The 25,602-nt window shown below is 68.2% G+C and carries 22 protein-coding genes and 1 riboswitch; of the genes, 14 read left to right on the forward strand and 8 right to left on the reverse strand.

Annotated elements, in window-relative coordinates:
• Positions 1 to 300: 300 nt before the first annotated feature.
• Positions 301 to 804: a hypothetical protein gene (locus tag ACTJIL_RS10670; RefSeq protein WP_440755486.1), complete on the reverse strand. Its 504-nt coding sequence runs from the start codon at positions 802 to 804 to the stop codon at positions 301 to 303.
• A 43-nt stretch (positions 805 to 847) separates the two neighbouring features.
• On the opposite strand from ACTJIL_RS10670, the gene ACTJIL_RS10675 reads away from it, so the two are divergent.
• From ACTJIL_RS10675 to ACTJIL_RS10685, 3 genes are all read left to right on the forward strand, one after another.
• Positions 848 to 1,180 (forward strand): hypothetical protein, encoded by a 333-nt coding sequence (locus tag ACTJIL_RS10675; protein WP_440755487.1) that lies wholly within the window; start codon positions 848 to 850, stop codon positions 1,178 to 1,180.
• Between the two features lie 166 nt (positions 1,181 to 1,346).
• The gene (locus ACTJIL_RS10680; protein ID WP_440755488.1) at positions 1,347 to 3,395 is read left to right on the forward strand and encodes a sodium-translocating pyrophosphatase; all 2,049 of its coding nucleotides are present in this window, start codon (positions 1,347 to 1,349) and stop codon (positions 3,393 to 3,395) included.
• A gap of 638 nt (positions 3,396 to 4,033) precedes the next feature.
• A complete protein-coding gene (locus ACTJIL_RS10685; protein WP_440755489.1) occupies positions 4,034 to 5,863 on the forward strand; it encodes a tetratricopeptide repeat protein in 1,830 nt (609 codons plus the stop codon).
• Positions 5,864 to 5,979: 116 nt separating this feature from the next.
• Here the strand turns inward: ACTJIL_RS10685 and ACTJIL_RS10690 are convergent, their stop codons facing one another.
• Positions 5,980 to 7,542 (reverse strand): M91 family zinc metallopeptidase, encoded by a 1,563-nt coding sequence (locus tag ACTJIL_RS10690; RefSeq protein WP_440755490.1) that lies wholly within the window; start codon positions 7,540 to 7,542, stop codon positions 5,980 to 5,982.
• A gap of 189 nt (positions 7,543 to 7,731) precedes the next feature.
• Here ACTJIL_RS10690 and ppa point away from each other — a divergent pair, with 189 nt between their 5' ends.
• The 5 genes from ppa (at position 7,732) to ACTJIL_RS10715 (ending at position 10,957) form a co-directional block, all read left to right on the forward strand.
• Positions 7,732 to 8,280: an inorganic diphosphatase gene (gene ppa, locus ACTJIL_RS10695; RefSeq protein WP_440755491.1), complete on the forward strand. Its 549-nt coding sequence runs from the start codon at positions 7,732 to 7,734 to the stop codon at positions 8,278 to 8,280.
• A 215-nt stretch (positions 8,281 to 8,495) separates the two neighbouring features.
• Positions 8,496 to 9,269 carry an RNase A-like domain-containing protein gene (locus tag ACTJIL_RS10700; protein WP_440755492.1) on the forward strand — a complete coding sequence of 258 codons (774 nt, stop codon included), beginning with the start codon at positions 8,496 to 8,498 and terminating at the stop codon, positions 9,267 to 9,269.
• A gap of 20 nt (positions 9,270 to 9,289) precedes the next feature.
• Positions 9,290 to 9,574 (forward strand): contact-dependent growth inhibition system immunity protein, encoded by a 285-nt coding sequence (locus ACTJIL_RS10705; protein ID WP_440755493.1) that lies wholly within the window; start codon positions 9,290 to 9,292, stop codon positions 9,572 to 9,574.
• Positions 9,575 to 9,708: 134 nt separating this feature from the next.
• Positions 9,709 to 10,545 (forward strand): DNA/RNA non-specific endonuclease, encoded by an 837-nt coding sequence (locus tag ACTJIL_RS10710; protein WP_440755494.1) that lies wholly within the window; start codon positions 9,709 to 9,711, stop codon positions 10,543 to 10,545.
• A 25-nt stretch (positions 10,546 to 10,570) separates the two neighbouring features.
• Positions 10,571 to 10,957: a hypothetical protein gene (locus ACTJIL_RS10715; protein WP_440755495.1), complete on the forward strand. Its 387-nt coding sequence runs from the start codon at positions 10,571 to 10,573 to the stop codon at positions 10,955 to 10,957.
• A 146-nt stretch (positions 10,958 to 11,103) separates the two neighbouring features.
• Here the strand turns inward: ACTJIL_RS10715 and ACTJIL_RS10720 are convergent, their stop codons facing one another.
• The 3 genes from ACTJIL_RS10720 to thiC form a co-directional block, all read right to left on the reverse strand.
• On the reverse strand, positions 11,104 to 11,793 hold the full coding sequence (locus ACTJIL_RS10720) for an ion channel (RefSeq protein ID WP_440755496.1): 690 nt from the start codon (positions 11,791 to 11,793) through the stop codon (positions 11,104 to 11,106).
• A gap of 13 nt (positions 11,794 to 11,806) precedes the next feature.
• Positions 11,807 to 12,409: a DUF4136 domain-containing protein gene (locus ACTJIL_RS10725; RefSeq protein ID WP_440755497.1), complete on the reverse strand. Its 603-nt coding sequence runs from the start codon at positions 12,407 to 12,409 to the stop codon at positions 11,807 to 11,809.
• A gap of 129 nt (positions 12,410 to 12,538) precedes the next feature.
• Positions 12,539 to 14,416, reverse strand: a complete 1,878-nt coding sequence (gene thiC / locus ACTJIL_RS10730) for a phosphomethylpyrimidine synthase ThiC (RefSeq protein ID WP_440755498.1) — start codon at positions 14,414 to 14,416, stop codon at positions 12,539 to 12,541.
• Positions 14,417 to 14,515: 99 nt separating this feature from the next.
• Positions 14,516 to 14,612: riboswitch (TPP riboswitch) on the reverse strand.
• Between the two features lie 213 nt (positions 14,613 to 14,825).
• Here thiC and ACTJIL_RS10735 point away from each other — a divergent pair.
• The 4 genes from ACTJIL_RS10735 (at position 14,826) to ACTJIL_RS10750 (ending at position 18,712) form a co-directional block, all read left to right on the forward strand.
• The gene (locus ACTJIL_RS10735; RefSeq protein WP_440755499.1) at positions 14,826 to 15,773 is read left to right on the forward strand and encodes a homoserine kinase; all 948 of its coding nucleotides are present in this window, start codon (positions 14,826 to 14,828) and stop codon (positions 15,771 to 15,773) included.
• A 124-nt stretch (positions 15,774 to 15,897) separates the two neighbouring features.
• The gene (locus ACTJIL_RS10740; RefSeq protein ID WP_440755500.1) at positions 15,898 to 17,898 is read left to right on the forward strand and encodes a SpoIIE family protein phosphatase; all 2,001 of its coding nucleotides are present in this window, start codon (positions 15,898 to 15,900) and stop codon (positions 17,896 to 17,898) included.
• Positions 17,892 to 18,326, forward strand: a complete 435-nt coding sequence (locus ACTJIL_RS10745; RefSeq protein WP_440755501.1) for an ATP-binding protein — start codon at positions 17,892 to 17,894, stop codon at positions 18,324 to 18,326. The genes ACTJIL_RS10740 and ACTJIL_RS10745 overlap by 7 nt, the downstream gene beginning before the upstream one ends.
• A complete protein-coding gene (locus ACTJIL_RS10750; protein WP_440755502.1) occupies positions 18,323 to 18,712 on the forward strand; it encodes an STAS domain-containing protein in 390 nt (129 codons plus the stop codon). The genes ACTJIL_RS10745 and ACTJIL_RS10750 overlap by 4 nt, the downstream gene beginning before the upstream one ends.
• A 30-nt stretch (positions 18,713 to 18,742) precedes the next feature.
• On the opposite strand, the gene ACTJIL_RS10755 is transcribed toward ACTJIL_RS10750, so the two are convergent.
• The 3 genes from ACTJIL_RS10755 to ACTJIL_RS10765 form a co-directional block, all read right to left on the reverse strand.
• Positions 18,743 to 19,822: a 2-oxoacid:ferredoxin oxidoreductase subunit beta gene (locus ACTJIL_RS10755; RefSeq protein ID WP_440755503.1), complete on the reverse strand. Its 1,080-nt coding sequence runs from the start codon at positions 19,820 to 19,822 to the stop codon at positions 18,743 to 18,745.
• Between the two features lie 113 nt (positions 19,823 to 19,935).
• Positions 19,936 to 21,840, reverse strand: a complete 1,905-nt coding sequence (locus ACTJIL_RS10760) for a 2-oxoacid:acceptor oxidoreductase subunit alpha (protein WP_440755504.1) — start codon at positions 21,838 to 21,840, stop codon at positions 19,936 to 19,938.
• 238 nt (positions 21,841 to 22,078) lie between these two features.
• Positions 22,079 to 23,917, reverse strand: coding sequence for an FAD-dependent oxidoreductase (locus ACTJIL_RS10765; protein WP_440755505.1), 1,839 nt, complete (start codon positions 23,915 to 23,917; stop codon positions 22,079 to 22,081).
• A 185-nt stretch (positions 23,918 to 24,102) separates the two neighbouring features.
• Here ACTJIL_RS10765 and ACTJIL_RS10770 point away from each other — a divergent pair, with 185 nt between their 5' ends.
• Together ACTJIL_RS10770 and ACTJIL_RS10775 are read left to right on the forward strand one after the other, a co-directional pair.
• The gene (locus ACTJIL_RS10770) at positions 24,103 to 24,783 is read left to right on the forward strand and encodes a TetR/AcrR family transcriptional regulator (protein ID WP_440755506.1); all 681 of its coding nucleotides are present in this window, start codon (positions 24,103 to 24,105) and stop codon (positions 24,781 to 24,783) included.
• A 151-nt stretch (positions 24,784 to 24,934) separates the two neighbouring features.
• Positions 24,935 to 25,588 (forward strand): protein-L-isoaspartate O-methyltransferase family protein, encoded by a 654-nt coding sequence (locus ACTJIL_RS10775; RefSeq protein WP_440755507.1) that lies wholly within the window; start codon positions 24,935 to 24,937, stop codon positions 25,586 to 25,588.
• Positions 25,589 to 25,602 lie beyond the last annotated feature (14 nt).

The following is a 25,602-nucleotide window of genomic DNA, read 5'->3' on the forward strand; positions in this document are numbered from 1 at the left end:
CTCGGGTTGCCGCTGCCTGGCCCGGGCGTCTTTTACTCCGGGGATTCCTCGCCGCCCTGGCCATGATTGGTCGTCTTGCATCCGCGTCGATTGGCATCTTCGTTCGCGGCCATGGCCTTGCATCCACATCGGGCCGCGCCTTCAGGCGCCAGCATGCAGGCATTGCTCTGCCGCTTTCGCCGTGATCTCCGTCGCCGGACCCATCACCCCAATCCCAGGAACCGAGGGAATTGATCCGCCCCTGTAATGCAACAAGCCCGCCGTTCGGCGGGCTTGTCGTTCCCGTTGGATGCGGCCTGCCTAGTTGCAGGCCTTGCCTTCGACACTCATCGCCGCGGCGTACATCGGGATCGGCGGGATCTTGCCGGCGGCGGCGGTCTTTTTCGCATCTTCGAGGTAAATCCGCGACTGGCCCTGGCCGTCCAGCTTCTGGCCCACGTCCACCGGCTTGCGCCAGACGCGGACGACGGCCTGCTGCGACGGGCAGGCGGCGCTGGGGACGCGGATCAGGTCGTTGAACTTCCAGCCCGCGGCCTCGGAGGGCTTGGCCTTGGCGGCGTCGACGAAGCGCGCGCGCGGCTGGCAGTTCTGGCTGGTGCGGACCACGGCGAACTTGTAGGGCTCGGCCGCCTGGCCGGTGAACGCGCCCTCGATGCGGGCGCAGGCCTCGGGGATCTGGCGCAGGGTGTGGACCACGCCGTTGGCCTGCGGGGTGCCCGCCGGGCGGGTGATCTCGGGGACCGGGTCGGCGGCGAAGGCCGGCAGCGCGGCGAGGAGCAGGAAGGAAGCGGCGATCAAGCGCATGCGGGAGTTTCCGGGAGGAACAGGGCGCCAAGGCTGTCACGGGATGGCTGAATCCGGGTTCACGGCCGGCCTGGGCTCCGATTCGGTGAGCGCGGACGCCGGGTGCCCATCGACGACCTCCCGGAACTCCAACGGTCATCTCCGCGGCCCCGTCGACGGCCATCGAAACCGCATCGATGGGCTTCGGAACCCCATCGATGGCCTCCGGAACCCCACCGCCGGCCTATCGAGCCTCATCGGTGGCCTCCGGGACCCCGCCGATGGTCTCCCGAACCTAATCGTTGACCTCCGGAGCCTCAACGTTGCCCCCTGGAACCCCATCGATGACCTTCCGGACCCCATCGATGGCCTCCGGGACCTCATCGATGACCTCTGAAACATCAGCGATCGCCTCAGCAACCCCATCGCCCTCACCCGCGCCCACCACTCTCTCCGACCCACGGCCGCTGCACGCCGCCCTCCCGCACTGCAACATCCTGTCTCCGGACCCTGTGCGATAGTTCCGGCGTTGTTTCGTCGCTTCATTTCCGGGGAGGAAATTCATGCTCGAGCAGTATGGTTTGTGGCTGGCGCTCGCCTGCGCCGCCGTCGCGATTCTCTATGGGATCTTCTCGGCCGGTTGGATCAACCGGCAGCCGGCGGGCAACGAACGCATGCAGCAGATCGCCGGCGCGATCCAGGAAGGCGCCCGCGCCTACCTCAACCGCCAGTACACCACCATCGGCATCGCCGGCGTGGTGCTGCTGATCCTGATCGGCGTCTTCCTCAACTGGCCCACCGCGATCGGTTTCGCGATCGGCGCGGTGCTGTCGGGTGCGGCCGGCTACATCGGCATGAACGTCTCGGTACGCGCCAACGTGCGCACCGCCGAGGCAGCGCGCAAGGGCATGAGCGCGGCGATGGACGTGGCGTTCCGCGGCGGCGCGATCACCGGCATGCTGGTGGTGGGCCTGGGCCTGCTCGGCGTGGCCGGCTACTGGATGGTGCTGGGCCGCATGGGCATCACCGGCGAGACCGCGCTGCACGCGCTGGTCGGCCTGGCCTTCGGCGCCTCACTTATTTCAATCTTCGCGCGCCTGGGCGGCGGCATCTTCACCAAGGGCGCCGACGTGGGCGCGGACCTGGTGGGCAAGGTCGAAGCCGGCATCCCCGAGGACGACCCGCGCAACCCGGCGGTGATCGCCGACAACGTCGGCGACAACGTCGGCGACTGCGCCGGCATGGCCGCGGACCTGTTCGAGACCTACGCGGTCACCATCATCGCCACGATGCTGCTGGGCGGGCTGATGTTCGCCGAGGACTCGCACGCGGTGCTGTACCCGCTGCTGCTGGGCGGGGTGTCGATCATCGCCTCGATCATCGGCGCGTTCTTCGTCAAGGTGAAGGCCGGCGGCTCGATCATGGGCGCGCTGTACAAGGGCGTGATCGTGTCGGCGCTGCTGTCGGCGGTCGCGTTCTGGTTCGTCACCGCGGACCTGTTCCCGAACGGGCTGACCACGCTCGACGGCACGCTGATGGTCTCGTCGACCAACATCTTCTACTGCGGACTGATCGGCCTGGTGCTGACCGGCGTGATCGTGTGGATCACCGAGTACTACACCGGCACCCAGTTCAAGCCGGTGCAGCACATCGCCGCGGCGTCGACCACCGGCCACGGCACCAACATCATCGCCGGCCTCGGCATCTCGATGAAGTCGACCGCGCTGCCGGTGATCGCGGTGTGCGCCGCGATCTGGGGCGCGCACGGACTCGGCGGCCTGTACGGCATCGCCATCGCCGCGACCGCGATGCTGTCGATGGCCGGCATGATCGTCGCGCTCGACGCCTACGGCCCGATCACCGACAACGCCGGCGGCATCGCCGAAATGGCGGAGCTGCCGTCGGAGATCCGCGACATCACCGATCCGCTCGACGCCGTGGGCAACACCACCAAGGCGGTGACCAAGGGTTACGCGATCGGTTCGGCCGCGCTGGCCGCACTGGTGCTGTTCGCCGACTACACCCACAACCTGCAGGCCAACAACCCGGGCGAGGTGTTCACCTTCGACCTGTCCGACCACATGGTGATCATCGGCCTGCTGATCGGCGGCCTGATTCCCTACCTGTTCGGCGCGATGGCGATGGAGGCCGTCGGCCGTGCCGCGGGCGCGGTGGTGGAGGAAGTGCGTCGCCAGTTCCGCGACATCCCCGGGATCATGGAAGGCACCGGCAAGCCGGATTACTCGCGCGCGGTCGACATGCTGACCAAGTCGGCGATCAAGGAAATGATCGTGCCGTCGCTGTTGCCGGTGGCGGTGCCGATCGTGGTCGGCCTGCTGCTGGGACCGAAGGCGCTGGGTGGCTTGCTGATCGGCACGATCGTCACCGGCCTGTTCGTCGCGATCTCGATGACCACCGGCGGCGGCGCGTGGGACAACGCCAAGAAGTACATCGAGGACGGCCACCACGGCGGCAAGGGCTCCGAGGCGCACAAGGCCGCGGTGACCGGCGACACCGTCGGCGATCCCTACAAGGACACGGCGGGCCCGGCGATCAATCCCTTGATCAAGATCATCAACATCGTCGCGTTGCTGATGGTGCCGCTGCTGTAACCGAAGCGACTCCCGCATGGCACCCGAAAGGCCCCGCACGCGCGGGGCCTTTTTTTTGGCGCTTCGCCCGACTTCGGGGGCTTCCTGCGTCTCGTCCGATCGCAGGCTTGCAGGAAAGCCAGGCCCCTCGCCTTTGCGCTAGTGGGCCGCAGTGCAAGCTGGAACGCGGGTGCGAATGCCCCTGGATGCGAAATCAAGGAGGAGGTGTCGGCCACGGGCCGGCGCCGGGGGACATTCGCATCCAGGGGCATTCGCACCCTGCGCCCGGCGAAGAGCGGACGCAGCGCCTCTCCCTCAGTCGGGAGAAGCACCTTTTATCCAAGAGCGCGATCGGAGCGGAGTCCGTGAAGCACGCTCGCGCCCACGGGGTGCTCCCCGGGGGAAATCCTGCGAGCGGCTTGGGCCGTGGAGCGACAGGCATCGGCTTTCGTCGTACACGCCTCAGGACGCACCTGGCCGCGGGCGATCCGGCCAGTCATGGCCGGTCGCAGGATGTTCCCGCGTTGGGTCGATACGTCGCGGCGCGTCGGCGTCGTCCGCAGTCCATACCGATTCCATGCGCATCCTGCGATCGTCCGCAAGACGTTGCCGGCATGCGTCCCGCGGGAGCGGTGCGGAGTCCTGTCTCAGGGGGCAGCATGATCGGAAACGGCCTGTTCGCCGAACTCAAACGCCGCAACGTGCTGCGCGCCGGGCTGCTGTATGCAGGCGCGGTGTGGGCGCTGGCGCAGGGCATCGCGCAACTCGCGCCGTCGGTGGGCGCCCCGGAATGGACCACGCGCTGGTTCCTGGCCGCGGCGGCAATCGGCTTCCCGTTCTGGATCGCCTTCGCCTGGTTCTACGAGTTCACGCCACAGGGCCTGAGGCGGGAGCGCGAGGTCGCGCCGGGGGATTCGATCGCCCGTTCGACCGGCCGCAAGCTCGATGCCTGGATCATCGGCGTGCTCGCGCTGGCGGTCGTGCTGCTGCTGACCAACCAGTTCGTGTTGCGTCGCGATGCGACCAGCAGCGCCGATGCGCGGGCGGTCGCCGACACGCTCGCAACGGTGTCGGACAAGTCCATCGCCGTGCTGCCGTTGGACAACGACAGCGGCGACCGCGGCCAGCTGTACTTTTCCGATGGCCTGTCCGAGGACCTGATCACCGCGCTGTCCCAGTTCGACGGGCTGAAGGTGATCAGCCGCAACTCCTCATTCCAGTTCCGCGACAGCAAGGACGATGCGAGGACCATCGGTGCGAAACTCGGCGTCGCGCACCTGCTCGAAGGCAGCGTGCGCCGCGCCGGCGACACCGTGCGGATCACCGCGCAGCTGGTCAATGCCGCTGACGGCAGCACGTTGTGGTCGCAGCGCTACGACCGGCCGTACCAACACCTGTTCGCGCTGCAGGACGAGATCGCCAAAGCCGTCGCCGGCGCGCTGAAGGCGCGGCTTTTGCCCGGGGCCAGCGCGCAAGGCGACCACCCGCCCAGCGGCAACCTCGCCGCCTACAACGCCTATCTCCAGGGCAAGTTCTATGACGCACGCGGCACCGAGGCCGACTGGCGCAAGGCAATCGACGCCTACGCCACCGCGACCCGGCTGGACCCGCGTTATGCGCGGGCCTGGGCCGAGATGTCCGCCTTGTGGTCAGGGCTTGCCGCCTCCTTGCTCGCCGGCGCGCCGGCGCAGCAGGCCTACGCGCGGGCACGCACCGCTGCCGACAATGCCCTGGCGCTGGCACCCGACCTGGCCGCGGCACATCTCGCGCGCGGCGAGCTGTTCATGAGGGCCGATCTCAACTGGATCGCTGCGGAAGCCGAGTACCGGCGCGCGTTGCAACTGGCGCCGAACGACGCCAGCGCCAAGTTCTCCCTCGGCGCCCAGCTGGCGATCCTGGGCCGGCCCGGACAGGCGATCGACCTGGTCCGGCAGGCAGTGGCGGCCGATCCGCTGAATGCGCGCTGGCACGCCTGGTTTGCCAATCAACTACTGGCACTTGGCCGCCTCGACGAAGCTACGCAGGCAGTCGGCAGGGCGATCGAGCTGCAGCCGGGCTCGGCAAGCTACTACGAGATATTGACCCATATTGAAATCCTGCGGGGCGATGCCAAGGCGGCGCTGGCGGCGGCACGGAAGGAGCCGGCGGCGGGAGGCTGGCGGGAGATCGCACTGGCACTGGCGCTCCAGATCGGTAGCGACCGCACTGCGGCCGATGCCGCGTTGAAAACCTTGATCGATACCCAGTCCGAAGAGTCCGCGTACCAGATCGCCCAGGTATATGCGCTGCGCAAGGACCCGGACGCGATGTTCGCGTGGCTGGACCGCGCCTGGGCCAATCGGGACCCCGGGATCAGCTACCTGCTCTACGATCCGCTCGTCCTGCATTACCGGGACGATCCGCGCTTTGCGGCGTACTGCGGGAAAGTCGGACTGCCCTGGCCGGTGGTCGAGGCCGCGCAGCAACCGACCGCCGGCGCGGGGACCTGACTGCAACACGCCGTGGCGGCGCCCGCACGGCGATGCCCCAACAAAAAACGGCGACCATTGCTGGCCGCCGTTTGCCCCCTTCCCTGTGCGTCCTTTCCCTGTTCGTTGGCCTCGCGTCAGATCGCGTAGCTCGGCCGCAATTCCAGTCCCATTTCCGCGCGCAGGCCGTTCTCGGACAGCGCAGTCGGGTTGTGGGTGATCGGGCCGGAGCCGTCACCGAAGTCGTACGGATCGGCCGTTGTCTCGAGTCCCACCGCCTGGCGCTCGGCGTTGGGGATTTCAAAGCCCGTGGCGGGATTGGGACTGTCCGCCCCCGGGCCGGTGTAGGTGCCCGGCAGGAAGGTGCCGTTGACGCCGTTGTAGGCGTGCGACATCTCGTGGAACAGGGTCACCGACGGCACCGGCAGCTCGGGAATGGCGAACGCCGGGTTGTAGGAAATATCCACCGGGCCGGACCTGCCCGGCTGGCCATTGCGGATGTCCGAACCGCCGACGCTCTGCGCGTAGCCGTTGTCGACGTTCTGCAACTCGCGGATGGTGACCACGTTGCCCTTGGCCGCGGCCTTGTCGAACTCGGCCAGCATCTGCTGCCCGTTCGGCGAGCTGCGCAGCATCTCGATGTCGGCCTCGACGCGCTGCACGAACGCTTCCGAGCCTTCCACCTTCACGCCCTTCAGGCCCGCATCGCTGTTGAGCACCACGTTGACCACGTTCGGGTCCGCGTCGGCCACGCCGGTCAGCTTGTCGCCGATGCCGGCGGCGTACACCAGGCCGTCGGCGCCGATGTTGCCGACGGTATTCGTGCCGCCGCCGGTGTAGATGCGATCGCCGTTGCCGCTGGCGGTGATGGTGTCGTCGCCCAGGCCGCCGGACAGCACGTTCTTGCCCGCGGTGGCCACGATGACGTCGTCGCCCGCACCGCCTTCGATATAGTCGTTGCCCTTGCCGCCGGTGATCGTGTCGGCGCCGTCGCCGCCGTACAGGGTGTTGTTTTCGTCGCCGCCGGTGATGGCGTCGTCGCCGGCGCCGCCGAACACGTAGTTGAAGCCGGCGCCGGTGTCGATGCGGTCGTTGCCCGCGCCACCGTCGATGCGGTCGTTGCCGCCGCCGCCCTGGATGGTGTCGTCGCCATCACCCGCCTCGATGATGAAGTTGACCTTCACCGACGGGTCGATCTCGATGTTGTCGTTGCCGTCGCCGGTGCGCACGGTGAGCTGCTGGCCCTGTGCGAGCTTGACGTCGTACTGCTCACCGTTGACGTCGAAGCTCAGCTGGCCGTTTTCGCCCTGGGTGACCTTGACCTGGTCGTCGCCGTTGCCGGTCTTGAACACCAACTGGTCGGCGAGCACGTAGTACTGGCCCGAGCGCTGGTCGAGTTCGCCGGTACGCTCGCGTGTGATTTCCACCTGCGCGGTGTTGCCCAGCTTGTCGACGAACAGCGGCTGCCCGGTCTCGCTCTGGGTCTGCTCGCGGGTGCCGGCATTGGTGGCGTCGCCATCGATCTGGGTGGCATTGCCGCGGCGCTCGTTGGCGGCCACCTGTGCGCCGCCGATGGTGTCGATCTCGCGCGGGCCCTCGGCCGCCGGATTGAACAGCGCGTTCCGGCCGGGCTGGTTCCAGACGCTGGCCTGCTGCTGGGCGGCGGCGTCGGACAGGCGGGGTTCGATCTGTACGGTCATGGCGATTCCGGAGCTGGATACGGAGCCGTATGTATACGTTCGGGTACGGAGCGGTCCAAGCTGGGGCGTACCCGAGGTCGGCGATGCTGCGTCGCAGCACCCAGCAGCGTAAAATTCGCGCTTTCGCGTTGTTTCCACCCACCCAGGCCGCCGGCCCGCGCCGCGCCGCCCCTTCCCAGGAACCCCCCAATGGGCCTCGACCACGTCTCCACCGGTAGCAACGTCCCCGAAGAAATCAACGTCGTCATCGAGATCCCCAAGGACGCCGAACCGGTCAAGTACGAGGTCGACAAGGAAAGCGGGGCGATCTTCGTCGACCGCATCCTGTCCACGCCGATGCGCTACCCGTGCAATTACGGCTACATCCCGCGCACGATCTGCGGCGACGGCGACCCGGCCGACGTGCTGGTGATCCTGCCGCTGCCGCTGATCCCCGGCTCGGTGATCCGCTGCCGCCCGGTCGGCGTGCTGCGGATGAGCGACGAAGCCGGCGGCGACGAGAAGCTGCTGGCGGTGCCGGTCGACAAGGTCTTCGCCGGCTACACCCACATCGACGACATTTCCAAGGTCAGCCCGCACTGGCTCGAGCGCATCGGCCACTTCTTCGAGCACTACAAGGACCTGGAGAAGGGCAAGTGGGTCAAGCTTGATGGCTGGGGCGATGCCGCCGAGGCCAAGCAGGTGCTGATGGATGCGATCGAGCGCTACGCCGCGCTGCCGGGCAAGCAGAACTTCTGAGCCCAAGGGGCTTGCCGCGTCCTTGGCCCCTGCAGGAGCGATTTCAGCTGCGAGCTTTTGATTCTCGCTGCCGGGCAAAAGCTCACGGCTGAAGCCGCTCCTGCAACGGCGTATTCGGGCGATTTCGACATCGCCCTAGGGCCGGCACCAGCTGTCCCCGTCCGCACGCAGCTCCTAGCCTTTGCGCCATTCCCGGATGGCAGGAGGCAGGAACGATGGATGGCGTGCGCGCGGATTTCGGTTTCAACGCAAGCTCATGGCCCGGTGGCAACGACATCGCGCCGGCGCGCGCGAACGCGATGGCCGCGGCAGCCTCCGACGGCGACCTGGGCACGCACCTGCAGGACCTGGCCGACAGCGGCAAGCTGCTGGACTTCCTCGACCAGACCGGCGACGCGATCACGCTGGCGCAGGCCGACCCGACCTTCGCCGAACAGCTCGACCCGTTGCTCGGCAACATCCGCGACGCGCTGGCCGAGTTCCCCACCGACCGGCTCTCAAAGGTCGAACGCGATGCGGTCGAATCCACGCAGCAAGCCCTCGACGCGCACCTGGGGCCGGTCGACGAACCTGGGGAACCCGGTGAACCGGGCGAAGTCGGCGAGGTCCCCGGCGGCGGGCTGGAAGCGCATGAGGAGGCCGGCAGCCACCTGATCGAACGCCACGTCGGCAAGAGCGAGCAGGACCTGGTCGACCGGCTGCAGCGCGAGAACATCAGCGCCTCGTCGAGCTTCCGCGACCTGCCGGCGGCGGAGCACTTCATCGCCGAGACCATCATGGAGAACCAGGGCAGGATCGACGCCTGGGTCGATGGCAAGGGCGGCAACCGCCTTGTGCTCGACGCGCACTTCGACGCCAGCACCGGCATTTCGGTCAGGCGCGGGGAAACGCAGGCCGAAGACGTGTTCTCGGTGAAGCTGGTGCTGGAGCGTTCGAACGCGCTGGGCATCGGCTATAGAATCGTGACCGGTTATCCGACCACGCCCTGACCACGACGAGCACGCGCCGCATGAGCGATTTCCCAGCGCTGGAGAACTTCCTCTCCGCGTACTTCCACCAGGACTGGCGCGTCGAACATGACGCGCCCGACGCCGTGGTGTCGTACTTCCTCGACAGCGAGGCCGACGAGGAGATCGCCGCGGTCCGCGACGACCTCGCGCGCCTGTCCGCGCAGGACCTCGACGAGGACGCGCTCGGCAACCGGCTGCGCGCGTTGGGCTGCGAGTACGACCCCACGCGCGAAGGCAGCAGCTGGCGCGACTGGCTGGCGTCGCTGCGCGAACGCTTCGCCTGACGCCTGACGCCTGACGCCTGACGCCTGACGTCCGCCTGGCGGCGTGACCGGCACGGGCCTAGGGTCAGCCCGGGATACCGCACCGTACGGGACATCGCCACACTGCGCGGCATCGCTCCGCGGAGACGTTCGGCATGTTCGATCCGGTTCGCCCGTTTACCCAGTGTCCGGTCGACAGCCTGGCCACGACGCCGGCTGGAAAGCCCGAACTCGATGCCGGTTCGATCACCGTCGCGCTGCGCGACGCGTCCTTCATCGCGCGTCCGTGGGTGGCGCGCGAGATCGTCGATGGCATGGACGACGCGCAGTTGTCCGCGCTCGCACGACAGGACGGCGGCGGCGAAGCGCTGCAGGCGCTCGACGATGCCCTGGCCTGGGCATCACCGCTGCTCGACGTGGCACCGCCGCGCGAGCGTATCGCGGACGCATTGCGCCAGGACGACACGCCCGAAGGCAGCACCACCGGCGTCGACGGCACCACCACGACCACCGCCCACATCGGCGAGAACACCGTCACCTGGACCAACGACAGCGAAGGCCGGCCGATCCGCGCCGAGGCCGACCTGAGCGAAGTCTTCACCGGTATCGACCGCAGTTCCGCGGAAACCCGCGCGCAGGGCGAATCCGCCGACCGCGGCATCGAAGGCGACCAGGGCGGCCACCTCATCGGCCACCGTTTCGTCAAAGACCAGGGCCTGAAAAACCTGTTCCCGCAGAACGGCAACTTCAACGTCAGCGCCTACAAGAAACTCGAGAACGAGTGGGCCGACTGGGTCGACAGCGGCAAGGACGTGCACATCACCGTCGAGCTGACGCCGGTCAACCAGGACCGTCCGGACAAGGTCCGGGTGTCGTACGAGGTGACCGATCCGGCCGATGGACGCGTCGTGTACGATCAGCGCGTCACGTTCCGCAACGAGGCCGGCCAGCAGTTCGACCGGGTCTCCCGCGCGGACATGGCCAACGCCTGATCCAGCCCGAGGTTCCGCAACACCGATGGACAAGGACGCACCGATCCTGAATGCACTGGTCGTCGAAATCGGCCGCATGATCGCCGGCGATCGCAAGGTCGCCGCGCAGCCGTGGGACAAGTACGCGCTGGTGGCCTGGTACGGCGAGGGCGTGTCGACGCTCAACGGCTTCCGCTACGTCGGCGACGAGCCCGGGCAGCCGGCGACGCCGGAGGCATTCGAGCTCGAGGATCGCATCGACGAGCTGCGCGCCGCCACCCGCGTGGAAGACAAGGATCCCTGGCGGGCCTGCGTGGTGAAGCTCGACAAGGCCAGCGGAAAGGCCTCGGTCATATTCGTCTACGAGGATGCGGACAGCTGGCGAGTCACCCCGCAGACCGCGGCCGAGGTTGCGCAACGCGCGCGGCCCTGAGCTGCCCGCTCTGCAGGAGCGGCTGTAGCCGCGAACGCTTGTTCTTTCCTGCGGCAAGCCAAAGACAGGCGGCAAAAGCTCGCGGCTGAAGCCGCTCCTCCAAAGGCCGGTCGTCGCCGCAGCTGCGGCCGGGCTCGCCTGGGTCCTCAGCGATGCTGCTGCCGGATCACCGTCAGCGCGATCAGCCGTGACACGACGATGGCGATGTACATCACGCCCGAGAACATCGCCAGCATCGTCAGCGCGCGCGCCAGCGGAGAGAGCGGGACGATGTCGCTCAGCCCCACGCCCGACAGCGTACTGAAGCTCAGGAACAGCAGTTCCATCCACGTGCGCGGTTGCGGCGGTACCGAGACATCGCTGAAGCTGCCCGGCAGCCACGCTTGGCAGGCCGAGAACGCATAGGCGAACGCCCACGCCAGCAGGGTGAAGGTGGTGGCGGCCGCGACCAGTTCGTCGGTGGTCACGCGCATGTCGCCGAGCATGTAGCGGATCAGCCCTGCGACGGCGTAGAAGTAGAGGATCGCCTCCAGCGCATGCGCCCACGGCAACAGCGCGGGCATGCCGGCGAAATTGGCCAGCAGCGACATCGCCACCGACGGCACCGCGAGCAGCCACGCCACCCAGTGCGCGGAGGCGCGGTTGACCACCCACAGCACCAGCGACAGCACGGCGATGCTCATCGCCCCGAACAGCGCGCGGCCGATGCCGGTGTTCTCCATCAGCGGGTAGGACAGGATGCCCAGCAGCTGCACGGCCAGCAGGATGGCCGATGGATGCTTGCGCAGGCCGTGGGCTAGGCGCCAGGGCGCCAGGATCGGTGGCGCCCAGTTCATCGTGGCCGCTGCGTCATTGCGCGGGGAGGCTGCCGACGCCGCTGCCGGCGCGGAACGGATAGCGCAGGAAGATCTCGGCGATGGCGCGGTCGACGTCCGCCGCCCGCTCCTGCGGCCCCTTGCGCGTCACCCGCCCGATCGCGGACCCGGTCCAGACCAGGCGATTGCGCGCGGCGTCGACCAGGTCGACCGTCAGCGTGCCCTCGGTGTACCGGCTCACCTGGGTTTCGTCGTACCAGAACGGCACCGCGTAGTAGGCGCGGTGGCGATAGCTGTAGAAGTACTGGAAGTCGGTCCGCGGCACGCTGTAGACGTTGGTCTTCTCCTGCACGATGCCCTGGAAGTTGACCCGCAGGCCGGGCGATGTTTCGTCGTACACATATCCGCGCGCTTCCATCTCGCGGCGCACGTCATCGCGGATGCGCTGGGTGAGGAAGGTCGAATAGCCCGACTGCTCCATCGCGATCGGCTGGTAGAAAGCCCAGGTGCGGTAGCGCGAGAAGTCGGCCTCGGGATCGGCGTCGGTGCTGATCCGCGGCCCGGTGGCGCAGCCGGCGAGCAGCGCGAGCGCGCAGACCGCCAGCAGCCAGGCGCCGAATCGATGCGAAGCTTTCATGACGACACCTCCGTTGGGGTGGTGGGTAAACGCTATCACGGCCTCCCCGCTTTCCGGCGTGAGCGGCGGCGGTATTCGGTGAATCCCGGCTGACGCGGGCAACGGTCCGCCGCCCGCGTCGTGGCGGATTCAGCCCTGGCGATAGACCTCCGCGCCCTGGGCCCGGAACTCCGCCGACTTCTCGGCCATGCCCGCGTCCAGCGCCGCCGCTTCGTCGACCCCGTGTTCGGCGGCGTAGTCGCGCACGTCCTGGGTGATCTTCATCGAGCAGAAATGCGGGCCGCACATCGAACAGAAGTGCGCCAGCTTGTGCGCGTCCTTGGGCAGGGTTTCGTCGTGGAATTCCTTCGCCTTTTCGGGATCCAGGCCGAGGTGGAACTGGTCCTCCCAGCGGAACTCGAAGCGCGCCTTGCTCAGCGCGTTGTCGCGCACCTGCGCGCCGGGATGGCCCTTGGCCAGGTCTGCCGCATGCGCGGCGATCTTGTAGGCCATGATGCCGTCGCGCACGTCCTCGCGGTTGGGCAGGCCGAGGTGCTCCTTCGGCGTCACGTAGCACAGCATCGCGGTGCCGAACCAGCCGATCATCGCTGCGCCGATCGCGGACGTGATGTGGTCGTAGCCCGGCGCGATGTCGGTGGTCAGCGGCCCGAGGGTGTAGAACGGCGCCTCGCCGCATTCGGCCAGCTGCTTGTCCATGTTCTCCTTGATCAGCTGCATCGGCACGTGGCCGGGGCCTTCGATCATGGTCTGGACGTCGTGCTTCCACGCGATCTTGGTCAGTTCGCCGAGGGTTTCCAGTTCGCCGAACTGCGCGGCATCGTTGGCATCGGCGATGCAGCCCGGGCGCAGGCCGTCGCCGAGCGAGAAGGCCACGTCGTAGGCCTTCATGATCTCGCAGATGTCCTCGAAGTGTTCGTACAGGAAGCTCTCGCGGTGGTGCGAGAGGCACCACTTGGCCATGATCGAGCCGCCGCGCGAGACGATGCCGGTGACGCGCTTCGCCGTGAGCGGCACGTAGCGCAGCAGCACGCCGGCGTGGATGGTGAAGTAGTCCACGCCCTGCTCGGCCTGTTCGACCAGCGTGTCGCGGAAGATCTCCCAGGTCAGTTCCTCGGCGCGGCCGTCGACTTTCTCCAGCGCCTGGTAGATCGGCACCGTGCCGATCGGAACCGGCGAGTTGCGGATGATCCACTCGCGGGTCTCGTGGATGTGCTTGCCGGTGGACAGGTCCATGACCGTGTCGCCGCCCCAGCGAATCGCCCAGACGAGCTTTTCGACTTCTTCCGCGATCCCCGAACTCACGGCGCTGTTGCCGATGTTCGCGTTGATCTTGGTCAGGAAGTTGCGGCCGATGATCATCGGCTCGCTTTCGGGATGGTTGATGTTGTTGGGCAGGATCGCGCGGCCGCGGGCGATCTCGTCGCGGACGAACTCCGGCGTGATGAACTTCTGGATGCTGGCGCCGAAGGCTTCGCCCGGGTGCTGCTTGAGCAGCATCGCGTCGCGCACCGCATCCAGGCGCTGGTTCTCGCGGATCGCGACGTATTCCATCTCGGGGGTGATGATGCCCTTGCGCGCGTAGTGCATCTGGCTGACGTTGGCGCCGGCCTTCGCGATCCTCGGCAGCCTGCGGTTGGGGAAGCGCACCGCGTCCAGCCGCGCGTTGCCATCGCGGCCACGGCCGAACTCGGAACTCAGCTGCGACAGCAGTTCGGTGTCGCCCCGCTCCTCGATCCAGCGCGTGCGCAGCGGCGCCAGGCCGGTGGCGAGATCGATGCGTGCGTCCGGATCGGTGTACGGCCCGGACGGGTCGTAGACGGTGACCGGCGGGTTGTCCTCGCCGCCGAACAGGGTCGGCGTCTGCGACAGCGTGATCTCGCGCATCGCCACGCGGATGTCCGGGCGCGAGCCTTCGACGTGGATCTTGCGCGAACCGGGGATCGGCCGGGTCACGGATTCGGACAGCTGTTCGGTCTGCTGCAGCAGGGAGGCAGGCACTGCGTTCATGGCATTCGTCCTGGAGTGGGTCTGGACGAAGCGGCGGCGCAGGCATCACGCAAAGGAACAGTCCCGGGTCGGCGATCTGTCGGGGCTGAAGCCCCTCCCACGTGGTTCTGCGAAGCTTCCCTACGCCGGCATCACCCGGATCAGGTTCGAAGGGACTGTCTCAACCGGATGACGTCCGGTACCCCCGCTTCAAGCGGCATTGGACCACGTCATGCCGCCGCAGGCCAGCGGCGCGGCGGCGCGTTACCGCGAATCTGAACCCGGTCCCCTCCAGTTCGCCCAGGCTGACGCGACCCCGGCAATCGCGTGAGAATGCGCACAGCCGCCTTGCGGCCGAAGGAGAAACGATGCCGCTGATCCGACCATCCGATGCGGAAAGTCCCGCAGCCTCCGCGCGCGGCGTCCGCGCATGAAGGCCAGGGGCGACATCGTTCGCGCCTTCGCGCCCGCGGGCGTGGGCAACATCGGCGTCGGCTTCGACCTGCTCGGGCACAGCATCGACGGCCCGCGCGATATCGCCAGCGTGCGGCGCATCGAACAGCCGGGCGTCCGCATCGCGACCATCACCGGCGACGCCACGGGCACGGATTCGATCCCGTTGGCGGTCGAACGCAACACCGCGGGACAGGCGCTGGCCTCGCTGCGCGGCGCGCTCGACCTGGATTTCGGCTTCGAGCTGGCGCTGGAGAAAGGCATCCCGGTCGGCGCCGGCCTCGGCGGCTCGGCGGCCTCGTGCGTGGCCGCGCTGGTGGCGGCGAACGCACTGCTCGACAACCCGCTGCCGCGCGAGGCGCTGTACCCGTTCGCGATCGACGGCGAAGCCGTATCCAGCCACAGCCGCCAGGGCGACAACGTCGCGCCGATGCTGCTCGGCGGCGTGGTGATGGCCACCGCGCAGCGCATGATCCGGCTGGCCGCACCCGACTGGCTGCACTGCGTGGTCGTGCATCCGGACCAGGTCCTGGAAACCCGGCGCGCGCGCGAAGTGCTCGCCGAACCCTACCCGCTGCCGCTGGTGGTGCAGCAAAGCGCGCACCTGGCGCTGTTCCTCACCGGCCTGCAGCGCGGGGAAGCCGCACTGATCCGCGAAGGCCTGCAGGACCTGCTGGTCGAACCGCGCCGCGCGCCGCTGATCCCCGGCTTCGCGGCGGTCAAGGCCGCGGCGCTGGATTGCGGTGCGCTGGGCGCCAGCATTTCCGGCGCGGGACCAAGCGTGTTCGCCTGGTTTGCATCGAAGACGGAAGCCGAGGTCGCCGCACCGGCGATGCGCGCGGGCTTCGTCGATGCCGGCTTCGACGCGCGCACCTACGTCTCGCCGGTGGCGGGCCCACGCGCGGACCTCATGGCCGGCGCGTAGCCGGAATGCCTGCCGGCGCAGACCGCGCCGGACGCCGCATCGACATCGGGAACCGGGAACTGGGACGCCGGCGTCGATCTTGGCCGTTACCGCCGGACTATGATCGCCGCAGGGGGACGCCGGCATGCCCGGAAGCGGGGAAACGATCCAGTCACAGGTTCCGCTCGGCGCCATCCATTGGCGCCGCAGCCTGCGCACGCATGTCGCCCTGTGGTCGGGTGCGCTGGCGGCGGCCCTGCTGCTGTTGATCTTCGTGTCCGCCGCCCTGCTGCTGCACGAACGCATCGTCGACAGCGCGCAGCGCGACACCCGCGCCAGCACCCGCGAGGCGGCCGAGCGGCTGGATGGCAACCTGGGCACGGTGGCAATCGCCGCCGGCAACCTGGCCAACCTGGTGGTGCACGCCAACCTGGAACCCGCGCAGCTGGCCACGGCGCTGCGCTCCACCGTCGACGCGACACCCGGCATCAGCGGCGGCCTGCTCGCGCTGGAACCCGCGCACCCGGACGACCCCGGCTTCGCCCGTTATCTCGGCAGCGACGGCCGGCAGCGCGACTTCGTCGCCGACGGCTACGACTACCGCAGCCAGGCGTGGTACCGCCGCACCCTGGACGAAGGGGGCGAAGGCTGGTGGTCGGAGCCCTACCTCAACAACACCGCCGGCAAGGTCTGGCGGGTGACCTACAACCTGCGGCTGCCGCGGGGCGAGGACGGCAGCCCCGCAGGCATGGTCAGCCTCGATCTGGCATTGGATGACCTGGTGGCGCCGATCGAATCGCTCGCCTACCTGCCCGGCTGGCGCGCCACCCTGGTCGCGCCCGCCGGTTCGATTGCCATGAGCAGCATCCCGGACATTGCGCTGCGCGACACCCTGGATGGATACATCGCAAGCTACGCCCGCCACGACCTGGAACCGGCGGCGCAGGCCGTGCGCGTGCACCGGTCAACCTATTACGTGCACACCGACAGCCTCAGCGGCGAGAAGCGCTACACCGTAGTGGAACCGGTCGGCACCAGCGGCTGGTCGCTGCTGGTGGCGCAGTCCTATCCCCTGATCGTCGCCCGGCTCAACCGCGCGCTACTGCTGTTGCTGGCAGCGGCGATGGTGCTGGCGGGGATCGGCACGCTGCTGGTGCGCAGGCTGGCGAAGCAGATCAGCCTGCCCGTCGAACAGCTGGCCGCATCGGCAACCCGCCTGGGCCGGGGCGAGTACGACACGCCGGTGGCGCATGTCGTGCGGAGCGACGAAGTCGGCCTGCTGGCACGGACCCTGGAGCACGCCCGCACCTCCATCCGGCAGCAGTTGCTGGAGATCGAGGAGATGGGCGCGGCGCGGCAGAAACTGGAGAGCGAACTGTCCATCGCCAGCGACATCCAGCAGGCGATGCTGCCGCTGGGCACGGTGATCGAGCGCGGCCGCGCGCTGCTGGACGCACAGGCCGTGCTGGAACCGGCCAAGGCGGTCGGCGGCGACTTCTACAACTTCATCGAGCGCGGCGACGGCGAGCTGTGGTTCGTCATCGGCGACGTGTCCGACAAGGGCGTGCCGGCGGCGCTGTTCATGGCCCGCACCGTGACCGTGCTGGAGGTGGCGGCACAGACCGCCGACTCGCCATCGCAGCTGCTGGCCGAGGCCTCGCGCCGGCTGGTGCAGGGCAACGACACCTGCATGTTCGCCACCGTGCTGTGCGGCTGCATCGACGTGCGCACCGGCGCCTGCATCCTGGCCAGCGCCGGCCACGATCCGCCGTTGCTGCTGCGCGCAGACGGGCATGCGGAACTGCTGGCGCTCGACAACGGCCCGCCGCTCGGATTCGAGGTCTGTGAACAGTTCCCGCTGTGGCACTGCCGACTCGCGCCCGGCGACAGCCTGCTGGCCTACACCGATGGCGTCACCGAGGCCTTCAACCACGACAACGAAGCCTATGGCAGCGAACGCCTGCTCGCCTTGGCGATCCCTGGCCGCGGCGCGCTGGAGCACTGCCGGCGACTGGTCGACGAAGTGCATCGTTTCGCCGACGGTGCGCCACAATCCGATGACATCACCGTGTTGGCGATCCGGCTGGGCGAAGGCCCCGCCGTGGATGCCGAAGCCCAGCACCAGACAGGAGCGGTTCCATGCTGATCAAACTGATCGTCCCCGGCGAACATGCACGCGTTGAAGACCTCAATGCCTCGCTCGAAGCCGTGCTGAGCCGCCACTGCGTAGTGCGCGGCGTGCGCGACGACGTGCGCCTGATCGTGGAAGAGCTGGCCAGCAACGTCATCGAGCACGGCGGAGCGGACGTCGCGGCCGGGGAGCGCGAACTGTCGGTCGACATCGGCATCGACGGCGATCGGCTGAGCCTGCAGTTCAGCGATGACGGCGCGCCCTTCGACCCCACCGCCGCAGCGGCGCCGGATCTCGACGCCGACATCGAAGATCGCCCGATCGGTGGTCTCGGCCTGCACCTGATCAGGCAACTGGCGGAGGAAATCAGCTATCGTCGTGACGGAGGTTTCAACCTGCTGAAAGTGATCTTGCGCATTCCGACGCAGGAGGAGCAAGCATGAGCCTGGACATCCGGATCGAACCGCCCGTCAAGGGCAACCAGTACGTGTTCCTGACCGGACGCCTGGACACGCAGAGCTACGCCCAGTTGGATGGACGCCTGGCTCCGCTGCTGCAGGCGCCGCCGCGGGGGCATGTCCTGGTGCTGGAACTCAGCGGGCTGGACTACATCAGCAGCGCCGGCATCCGTTCGATCTTCAAGGCGCGCAAGGCGCTGTCGCCGCGCGGTGGCAAGGTGCTGGTGGTGAACCCGCAGCCGCAGATCCAGAAGGTCTTCGACCTGGTCAAGGCCGTGCCGATGAACGAGATCTTCGCCTCGACTGCCGAGGCCGATGCCTATCTCGATACCATGCAGCGCAAGGTGCTGCAGGGCGACGACGACGACTGAAGGACGGGGCCGTGATGCATGCCCGCGGAATCAGCGCAGCGAGGCATTGATCCGTTCGAGCACGGCGCTGCCCGGGTCCAGTTCCTCGACGCCCAGCGAGTTCAACGGCACCTCGACGGTGTTGAGGTGGCCATGCAGGTCGCCGGCTTCCGCATCGATGTAGAGCAGCCCGGTCACCACCTCGCCTCGCGCGTGGCGCTGCTGGATCAGGTTCATCGCCGCGATCCGGTCGCGCGGGTCGTAGTCGGCGTCCAGCTTGCGCAGGCGCAGCACCGAGCCGTCGTGCTGCTCGACGTCGATGGTGTCGCCGGCCTCGTAGTCGACCGCGATCTCCGCGCGCGGCAGGATCACAGCCTGCCCCGGACGTGATCCGGGGTCGAGCTGATTGACCGCGTCGTTGTGCTCGCGCACGTAGTCGTAGCTCTTGGTGCTGCCGGCGTGGTTGTTGAACGCCACGCAGGGGCTGATCACGTCGAGGAAGGCCGCGCCGCGGTGCGACAGCGCGCCCTTGATCAGCGGCACCAGCTGCTTCTTGTCGCCGGAGAACCCGCGTGCCACGTAGCTGGCACCCAACTGCAGCGCCATCGTCACCATGTCCAGCGGGCTGTCGGTGTTGGCCACGCCCTTCTTCGACACCGAACCCTGGTCGGCGGTGGCCGAGAACTGGCCCTTGGTCAGCCCGTACACGCCGTTGTTCTCGACGATGTAGACCATGTCGACGCCGCGCCGGATCGCGTGCACGAACTGGCCGATGCCGATCGATGCCGAATCGCCGTCGCCGGACACGCCCAGGTAGATCAGTTCGCGGTTGGCGAGGTTGGCGCCGGTCAGCACCGACGGCATGCGCCCGTGCACGGTGTTGAAGCCGTGCGACTGGCCGAGGAAATAGTCCGGCGTCTTGGAGCTGCAGCCGATGCCCGAGAGCTTGGCGACGCGGTGCGGCTGGATGTCGAGCTCCCAGCAGGCCTGGATGATCGCCGCCGAGATCGAATCGTGGCCGCAGCCCGCGCACAGGGTGCTGATCTTGCCCTCGTAGTCGCGGCGGGTGAAGCCGATGGCGTTGCAGCCGAGCGAGGGGTGGTGGAGTTTTGGCTTGGCGAGGTAGGTCATGGGCTTGGCTCGTGCTGTTCCCTTCTCCCTACGGAAGAAGGTGCCCGAAGGGCGGATGAGGGAACGGACTTTCCGTTCGCGATGAAGGTTGGTTGGCCAGTCATTCCCCGCCCTCATCCCGCGCTATGCGCCACCTTCTCCCGGAGGGAGAAGGAAGCCGAAACGCGTTCACTGATCGCGCCCGCGATGAACCGCGCCGTGATCGGCGTGCCGTCGTAGTGCAGCACCGCGACCAGCCGCGCCGGATCGATGCCGAACTCGTTGACCAGCAGCGAACGCAGCTGCCCGTCGCGGTTCTGCTCAACCACGAACACCGACTCGTGCGCGTCGATGAATTCGCGCACCGATTCCGGGAACGGGAACGCGCGGATGCGCAGCGTGTCGATGGCAACCCCATCGGCCTGCAGGTGTTCGACCGCTTCTGCCATCGCCGGGCTCGTGGATCCGTAGAAGATCGCGCCGTGCGGCGCCTGCGTTGCGGGCTGCGAAAGGATCGGCTGCGGCACCAGCGACCTGGCGGTGTCGAACTTCTGCAGCAGCCGCTGCATGTTGTAGACGTAATCCGCGCCGCGCTCGGAATACTGCGCCTGCGGATTGCGCGAAGTGCCGCGGGTGAAATACGCCCCCTTGTCGGGATGCGTGCCCGGCCAGGTGCGCCAGGGGATGCCGTCGCCGTCGACGTCCTTGTAGCGCGCGAACTCCCGGCCCTGCTCCAGCTGCTCGGCCGTCATCACCTTGCCGCGGTCGTAGGCACGCGCGTCGTCCCACGCGAACGGCGCGCACAGGCGCTGGTTCATGCCGATGTCGAGGTCACTCATGACGAACACCGGCGTTTGCAACCGGTCGGCAAGATCGAACGCGGCGGCGGCGAACTCGAAGCATTCGCGCGGGTCCTCCGGGAACAGCAGCACGTGCTTGGTGTCGCCGTGCGACGCGTAGGCGCAGGCCAGCACGTCGGACTGTTGGGTGCGCGTCGGCATACCGGTCGATGGCCCGCCGCGCTGCACGTTGAGGATCGTCACCGGGATCTCGGCGAAGTAGGCCAGGCCGATGAACTCGTTCATCAGCGAGATGCCCGGGCCGGCGGTGGTGGTGAACGCGCGCGCGCCATTCCAGCCGGCGCCGACGACCATGCCGATCGACGCGATCTCGTCCTCGGCCTGGATCACCGCGAAACGCGCCCTGCCCTGCTCATCGACGCGGTACTTCTGGCAATACTTCTGGAACGCCTCGGCCAGCGACGAGGATGGCGTGATCGGATACCACGCGCAGACGGTCGCGCCGCCATACACGCAGCCCAGCGCCGCGGCAGCGTTGCCCTCGACGAAGATGCGGTCGCCGACGGCATCGGCCTTGCGCACCCGCAGCCCGATCCCCTGGCTGGAAAGTCCGGCCATGGAGGGCCGGGCTCCTGCGGAGGGATCCGCATCCAGGAGGTGCTCGCGCACCCACGCTCGGCCCAGGTGCAACGCCTCGACGTTGGGCGCCAGCAGCTTCGGTTTGGTCTTGTACTGCTCGCCGATCAACGCCTCGATCACCGCCGGATCGATCTCCAGCAACGCGCTCAGGGCGCCGATGTACATGATGTTCTTGAACAGCTGCCGCTGGCGCGGATCGTCGTAGGTGGCGTTGCAGATCTGCGTCAGCGGCACGCCGATGATGGTGATGTCGTCGCGGAACTTCGACTTCGGCATCGGCCTGCTGTTGTCGTAGAACAGGTAGCCGCCGGGCTCGATCTCGGCCACGTCGGCGTCCCAGGTCTGCGGGTTCATCGCCACCATCAGGTCGACGCCGCCGCGGCGGCCGAGCCAGCCGCGTTCGGACACGCGTACTTCGTACCAGGTCGGCAGGCCCTGGATGTTGGACGGGAAGATGTTGCGCGGGCTGACCGGCACGCCCATGCGCAGGATGGATTTCGCGAACAGCTCGTTGGCCGATGCGGAACCGGATCCGTTGACGTTGGCGAACTTGACGACGAAGTCGTTGATGGATTGGAGCGCAGTGTGGGCTGGAGTCACGTGCGGCCTCCCGACGCATGCCGGCGTCGGCGCGCGGCCACTCCTTTCGTCGTCATTCCCGCGAAGGCGGGGCTCCTGACAGACGAATGCCTGGTCATCCAGTGACGTTGCTCCGCGGTCGTCTTCGCGGAAGGGCCCAAGTCACTGGATTCCCGCCTTCGCGGGAATGACGAGCCGGGATTCGGTTCCCGCCCTCGCGGAAATGACGATCGGGGGAACGGTGCGGTCTCTTCGACGTTCATGCCGCCTCCCGCTGCTTCTTGTTGCGGCATCCCGGCCCCGCATACGTCTCCAGCAGCAGGAACTTCTGCATGTCCCACGCCCCGGTCGGGCAACGCTCGGCGCACAGGCTGCAGTGCAGGCAGACGTCCTCGTCCTTGACCATCACCCGCATCGTCTTCAGCGGCTCGGACACGTAGAGGTCCTGTTCGAGGTTCAGCGCCGGGGCGGTCAGCCGCGTGCGCAGGTCGGCCTCGTCGCCATTGCGGGTGAAGGTGATGCAGTCGGTCGGACAGATGTCGACGCAGGCATCGCATTCGATGCACTTGTCCTTGGTGAATACGGTCTGCACATCGCAGTTGAGGCAGCGCTGGGTCTCCTTCCAGGCGGTGGCGGCGTCGAAGCCCAGCTCGACCTCGGTGCTGATGCTGTCGAGCTTCCTGGCCGCCTCCGACCACGGCACCGCGTAGCGCTCGTCGGGCGAGACGGCGTTGTCGTAGCTCCACTCGTGGATGCCCATCTTCTGCGAATCGAGCTGCACCATCGGATCGGGCCGCTCGCGCGTGTCCTCGCCGTGCAGCAGCTTGTCGATCGAGATCGCGGCAGCATGCCCATGCGCCACCGCCCAGATGATGTTCTTCGGCCCGAACGCGGCGTCGCCGCCGAACAGCACGTGCGGCACGCTCGACTGGAACGTGACCTTGTCGACCACCGGCATGCCCCATTCGTCGAAGTCGATGCCGGTGTCGCGCTCGATCCACGGGAAGGCGTTCTCCTGCCCGACGGCGATCAGCACCTCGTCGCAGGGATGGAACTCGTCCGGCTCGCCGGTCGGCACCAGCTTGCGCCGCCCCTTGTCGTCGTACTCGGCGCGCACGCGCTCGAAGGTCATGCCGGTGAGCCGGCCGCTGGCGTGGACGAAGGCCTTGGGCACGCGGTAGTCGAGGATCGGGATGCCTTCGTGCTGCGCGTCCTCCTTCTCCCACGGGCTGGCCTTCATCTGGTCGAAGCCCGAGCGCACCAGCACCTTGACGTCAGTGCCGCCGAGCCGGCGCGCGGAGCGGCAGCAGTCCATCGCGGTGTTGCCTCCGCCGAGCACCAGCACGCGCCGGCCGATCTTCGTGACGTGGCCGAAATAGACATTGGCCAGCCAGTCGAGGCCGACGTGGATGTTCGCCGCGCCCTCCTGGCGGCCGGGCAGGTCGAGGTCGCGGCCGCGCGGCGCGCCGCTGCCGACGAAGACCGCGTCGAAGCCCTGCGCCAGCAGGTCCTTCATCGATTCGATGCGCCGGTCGCCGATGAACTCGACGCCCAGGTCGAGGATGTAGCCGCACTCCTCGTCGATCACCTCCTCCGGCAGGCGGAAGCGCGGCACTTGGGTACGCATGAAGCCGCCGGCCTTCGGATCGGCCTCGAACACGGTGACCTGGTAGCCCAGCGGGGCGAGGTCGCGGGCGACGGTCAGCGACGACGGCCCGGCACCGACGCAGGCGATGCGTTTGCCGTTCGGCTGCGCGGCGGGCCTGGGCATGCGCGCGCGCACGTCGCCCTTGTGGTCGGCTGCGACGCGCTTGAGCCGGCAGATCGCCACCGGCTCGGGCTTCTCGCGCATCGACTCGGGCCCGTTGTTCTCCTCCACCCGGCCGCGCCGGCAGGCCGGCTCGCAGGGGCGGTCGCAGGTGCGGCCGAGGATCCCGGGGAAAACGTTGGAGTGCCAGTTCACCATGTAGGCATCGGCATGGCGGCCGGCGGCGATCAGGCGGATGTACTCGGGGACCGGCGTATGCGCCGGGCAGGCCCACTGGCAGTCGACGACCTTGTGGAAGGTGTCGGGGTTGCGGATATCGGTCGGTTCCACCGCTTCGCTCCGATTCTGCCGGCAGACCGGACGCGCCGGCCTCGCTCGCCGGCCCGAGTCTAGCGCCGAATGCGCGCCGCGGTGGAAGCCGGAGCGGCCCGGGTTGCCCGCCGAAGTCGCAACGGTTGGCAACGGCGACGGCGTCACGCCTATAAATACAGAACCGATTGGTCTAGTATTAGGATATGTCAGTTCCCCCAGCCCGCAAGCCCGGCGCCGCTGCGCCTGCCAGGCACGCCAGCCCGGGCCGCCCCAAGGATCTCGCCAAGGGCGCGGCGATCCTCGAGGCCGCCAAGCGCATGTTCACCGTGCACGGCTACGAACGCACCAGCATGGACCAGATCGCCACCGAGGCCGGCGTGTCCAAGCTCACCGTCTACAGCCATTTCGGCGACAAGGAAGCGCTGTTCGCGGCCGCGGTCAAGTCGCATTGCGAAACGAAGCTGCCCGACGCACTGTTCGAACCGTCCCCCGACACGCCGCTGCGCGAGCGCCTGCTGGCGATCGCCCATGCCTTCTTCGCGATGGTCAGCTCGCCCGAGGCCATCGCCGGCCACCGCATCATGTGCACGCCGCAGATCACCGGCTCGCCGCTGCCGGCGGTCTTCTGGCAGGCCGGCCCCGAGCGCACCCAGGCGATCTTCGCGGCGCTGCTGCAAAAGCGCGTCGACATCGGCGAACTCGAGATCGCCGACGTCCAGCTCGCCGCCTCGCAATTCTTCGCCCTGCTCAAGGGCGAGGCGCACGCACGGCTGGTCTTCGGCTGCGGCAAGGGCGGGCGCCCGGTGGACGAACACCTCGCGGCGGCAGTGGACATGTTCCTGCGCGCCTATGCGAGCCGCGGCCCCGGCGGCGTCCGCGCGTGACCGCCCGCACGGTGCCGGCGGTCGCGGTGACTTCCGGCACTGCGTGCTGCTGTTCTGCAACAGCCATCCTGTTCCCGTCCGCCAAAGCGGGGACAGGGGGAAAACACCGTTAAAATAGCGGGCTGACCGCACCAGACCCCGAGAGAGACCAGTGATGATGGACTACACCAAGGCCCGCGAAACGATGGTGGAACAGCAGGTGCGTCCCTGGGACGTGCTCGACGTGCGCGTCCTGGACGTGCTGGTCCGCCTGCCCCGCGAGGCATTCGTCTCCGAAACCCACCGCGCGCTCGCCTACGCCGACATCGAGCTGCCGCTCGGCCACGGCGAACGCATGATGAAGCCGGTCGTCGAAGGCCGCGCGCTGCAGGCGCTGGAACTCGAAGCCGGCGATGAAGTGCTGGAGATCGGCACCGGCAGCGGTTTCCTGTCCGCCTGCCTGGGCATGCTGGCGCGCGACGTGGTCAGCCTCGAGCGCCACGCCGACTTCGTCGACCTCGCCCGCGCGCGCCTGCAGGCGCAGGGCATCGCCAACGTCGCGGTCGAGGTCGCCGATGCGATGACCTGGGACACCGACCGCCGCTTCGACGCGATCTGCGTCACCGGCGCCGTCGCCGCGGTGCCGTCACGTTTCCTGCAGTGGCTGCGTCCGGGTGGGCGCATGTTCGTGGTCCGCGGCAACCCGCCGGTGCTGGACGCGGCGCTGCTGCGCCAGGACGTCAACGGCATCCGCACTGAATCGTTGTTCGAGACCGACCTTCCCTATCTCGTCGGCGCGGCCCCCGTGCCCGCCTTCGTGTTCTGAAACCGCGCGCCCGC

It is taken from the genome of Luteimonas sp. 22616, from assembly GCF_052044325.1.
GTDB lineage: Bacteria > Pseudomonadota > Gammaproteobacteria > Xanthomonadales > Xanthomonadaceae > Luteimonas.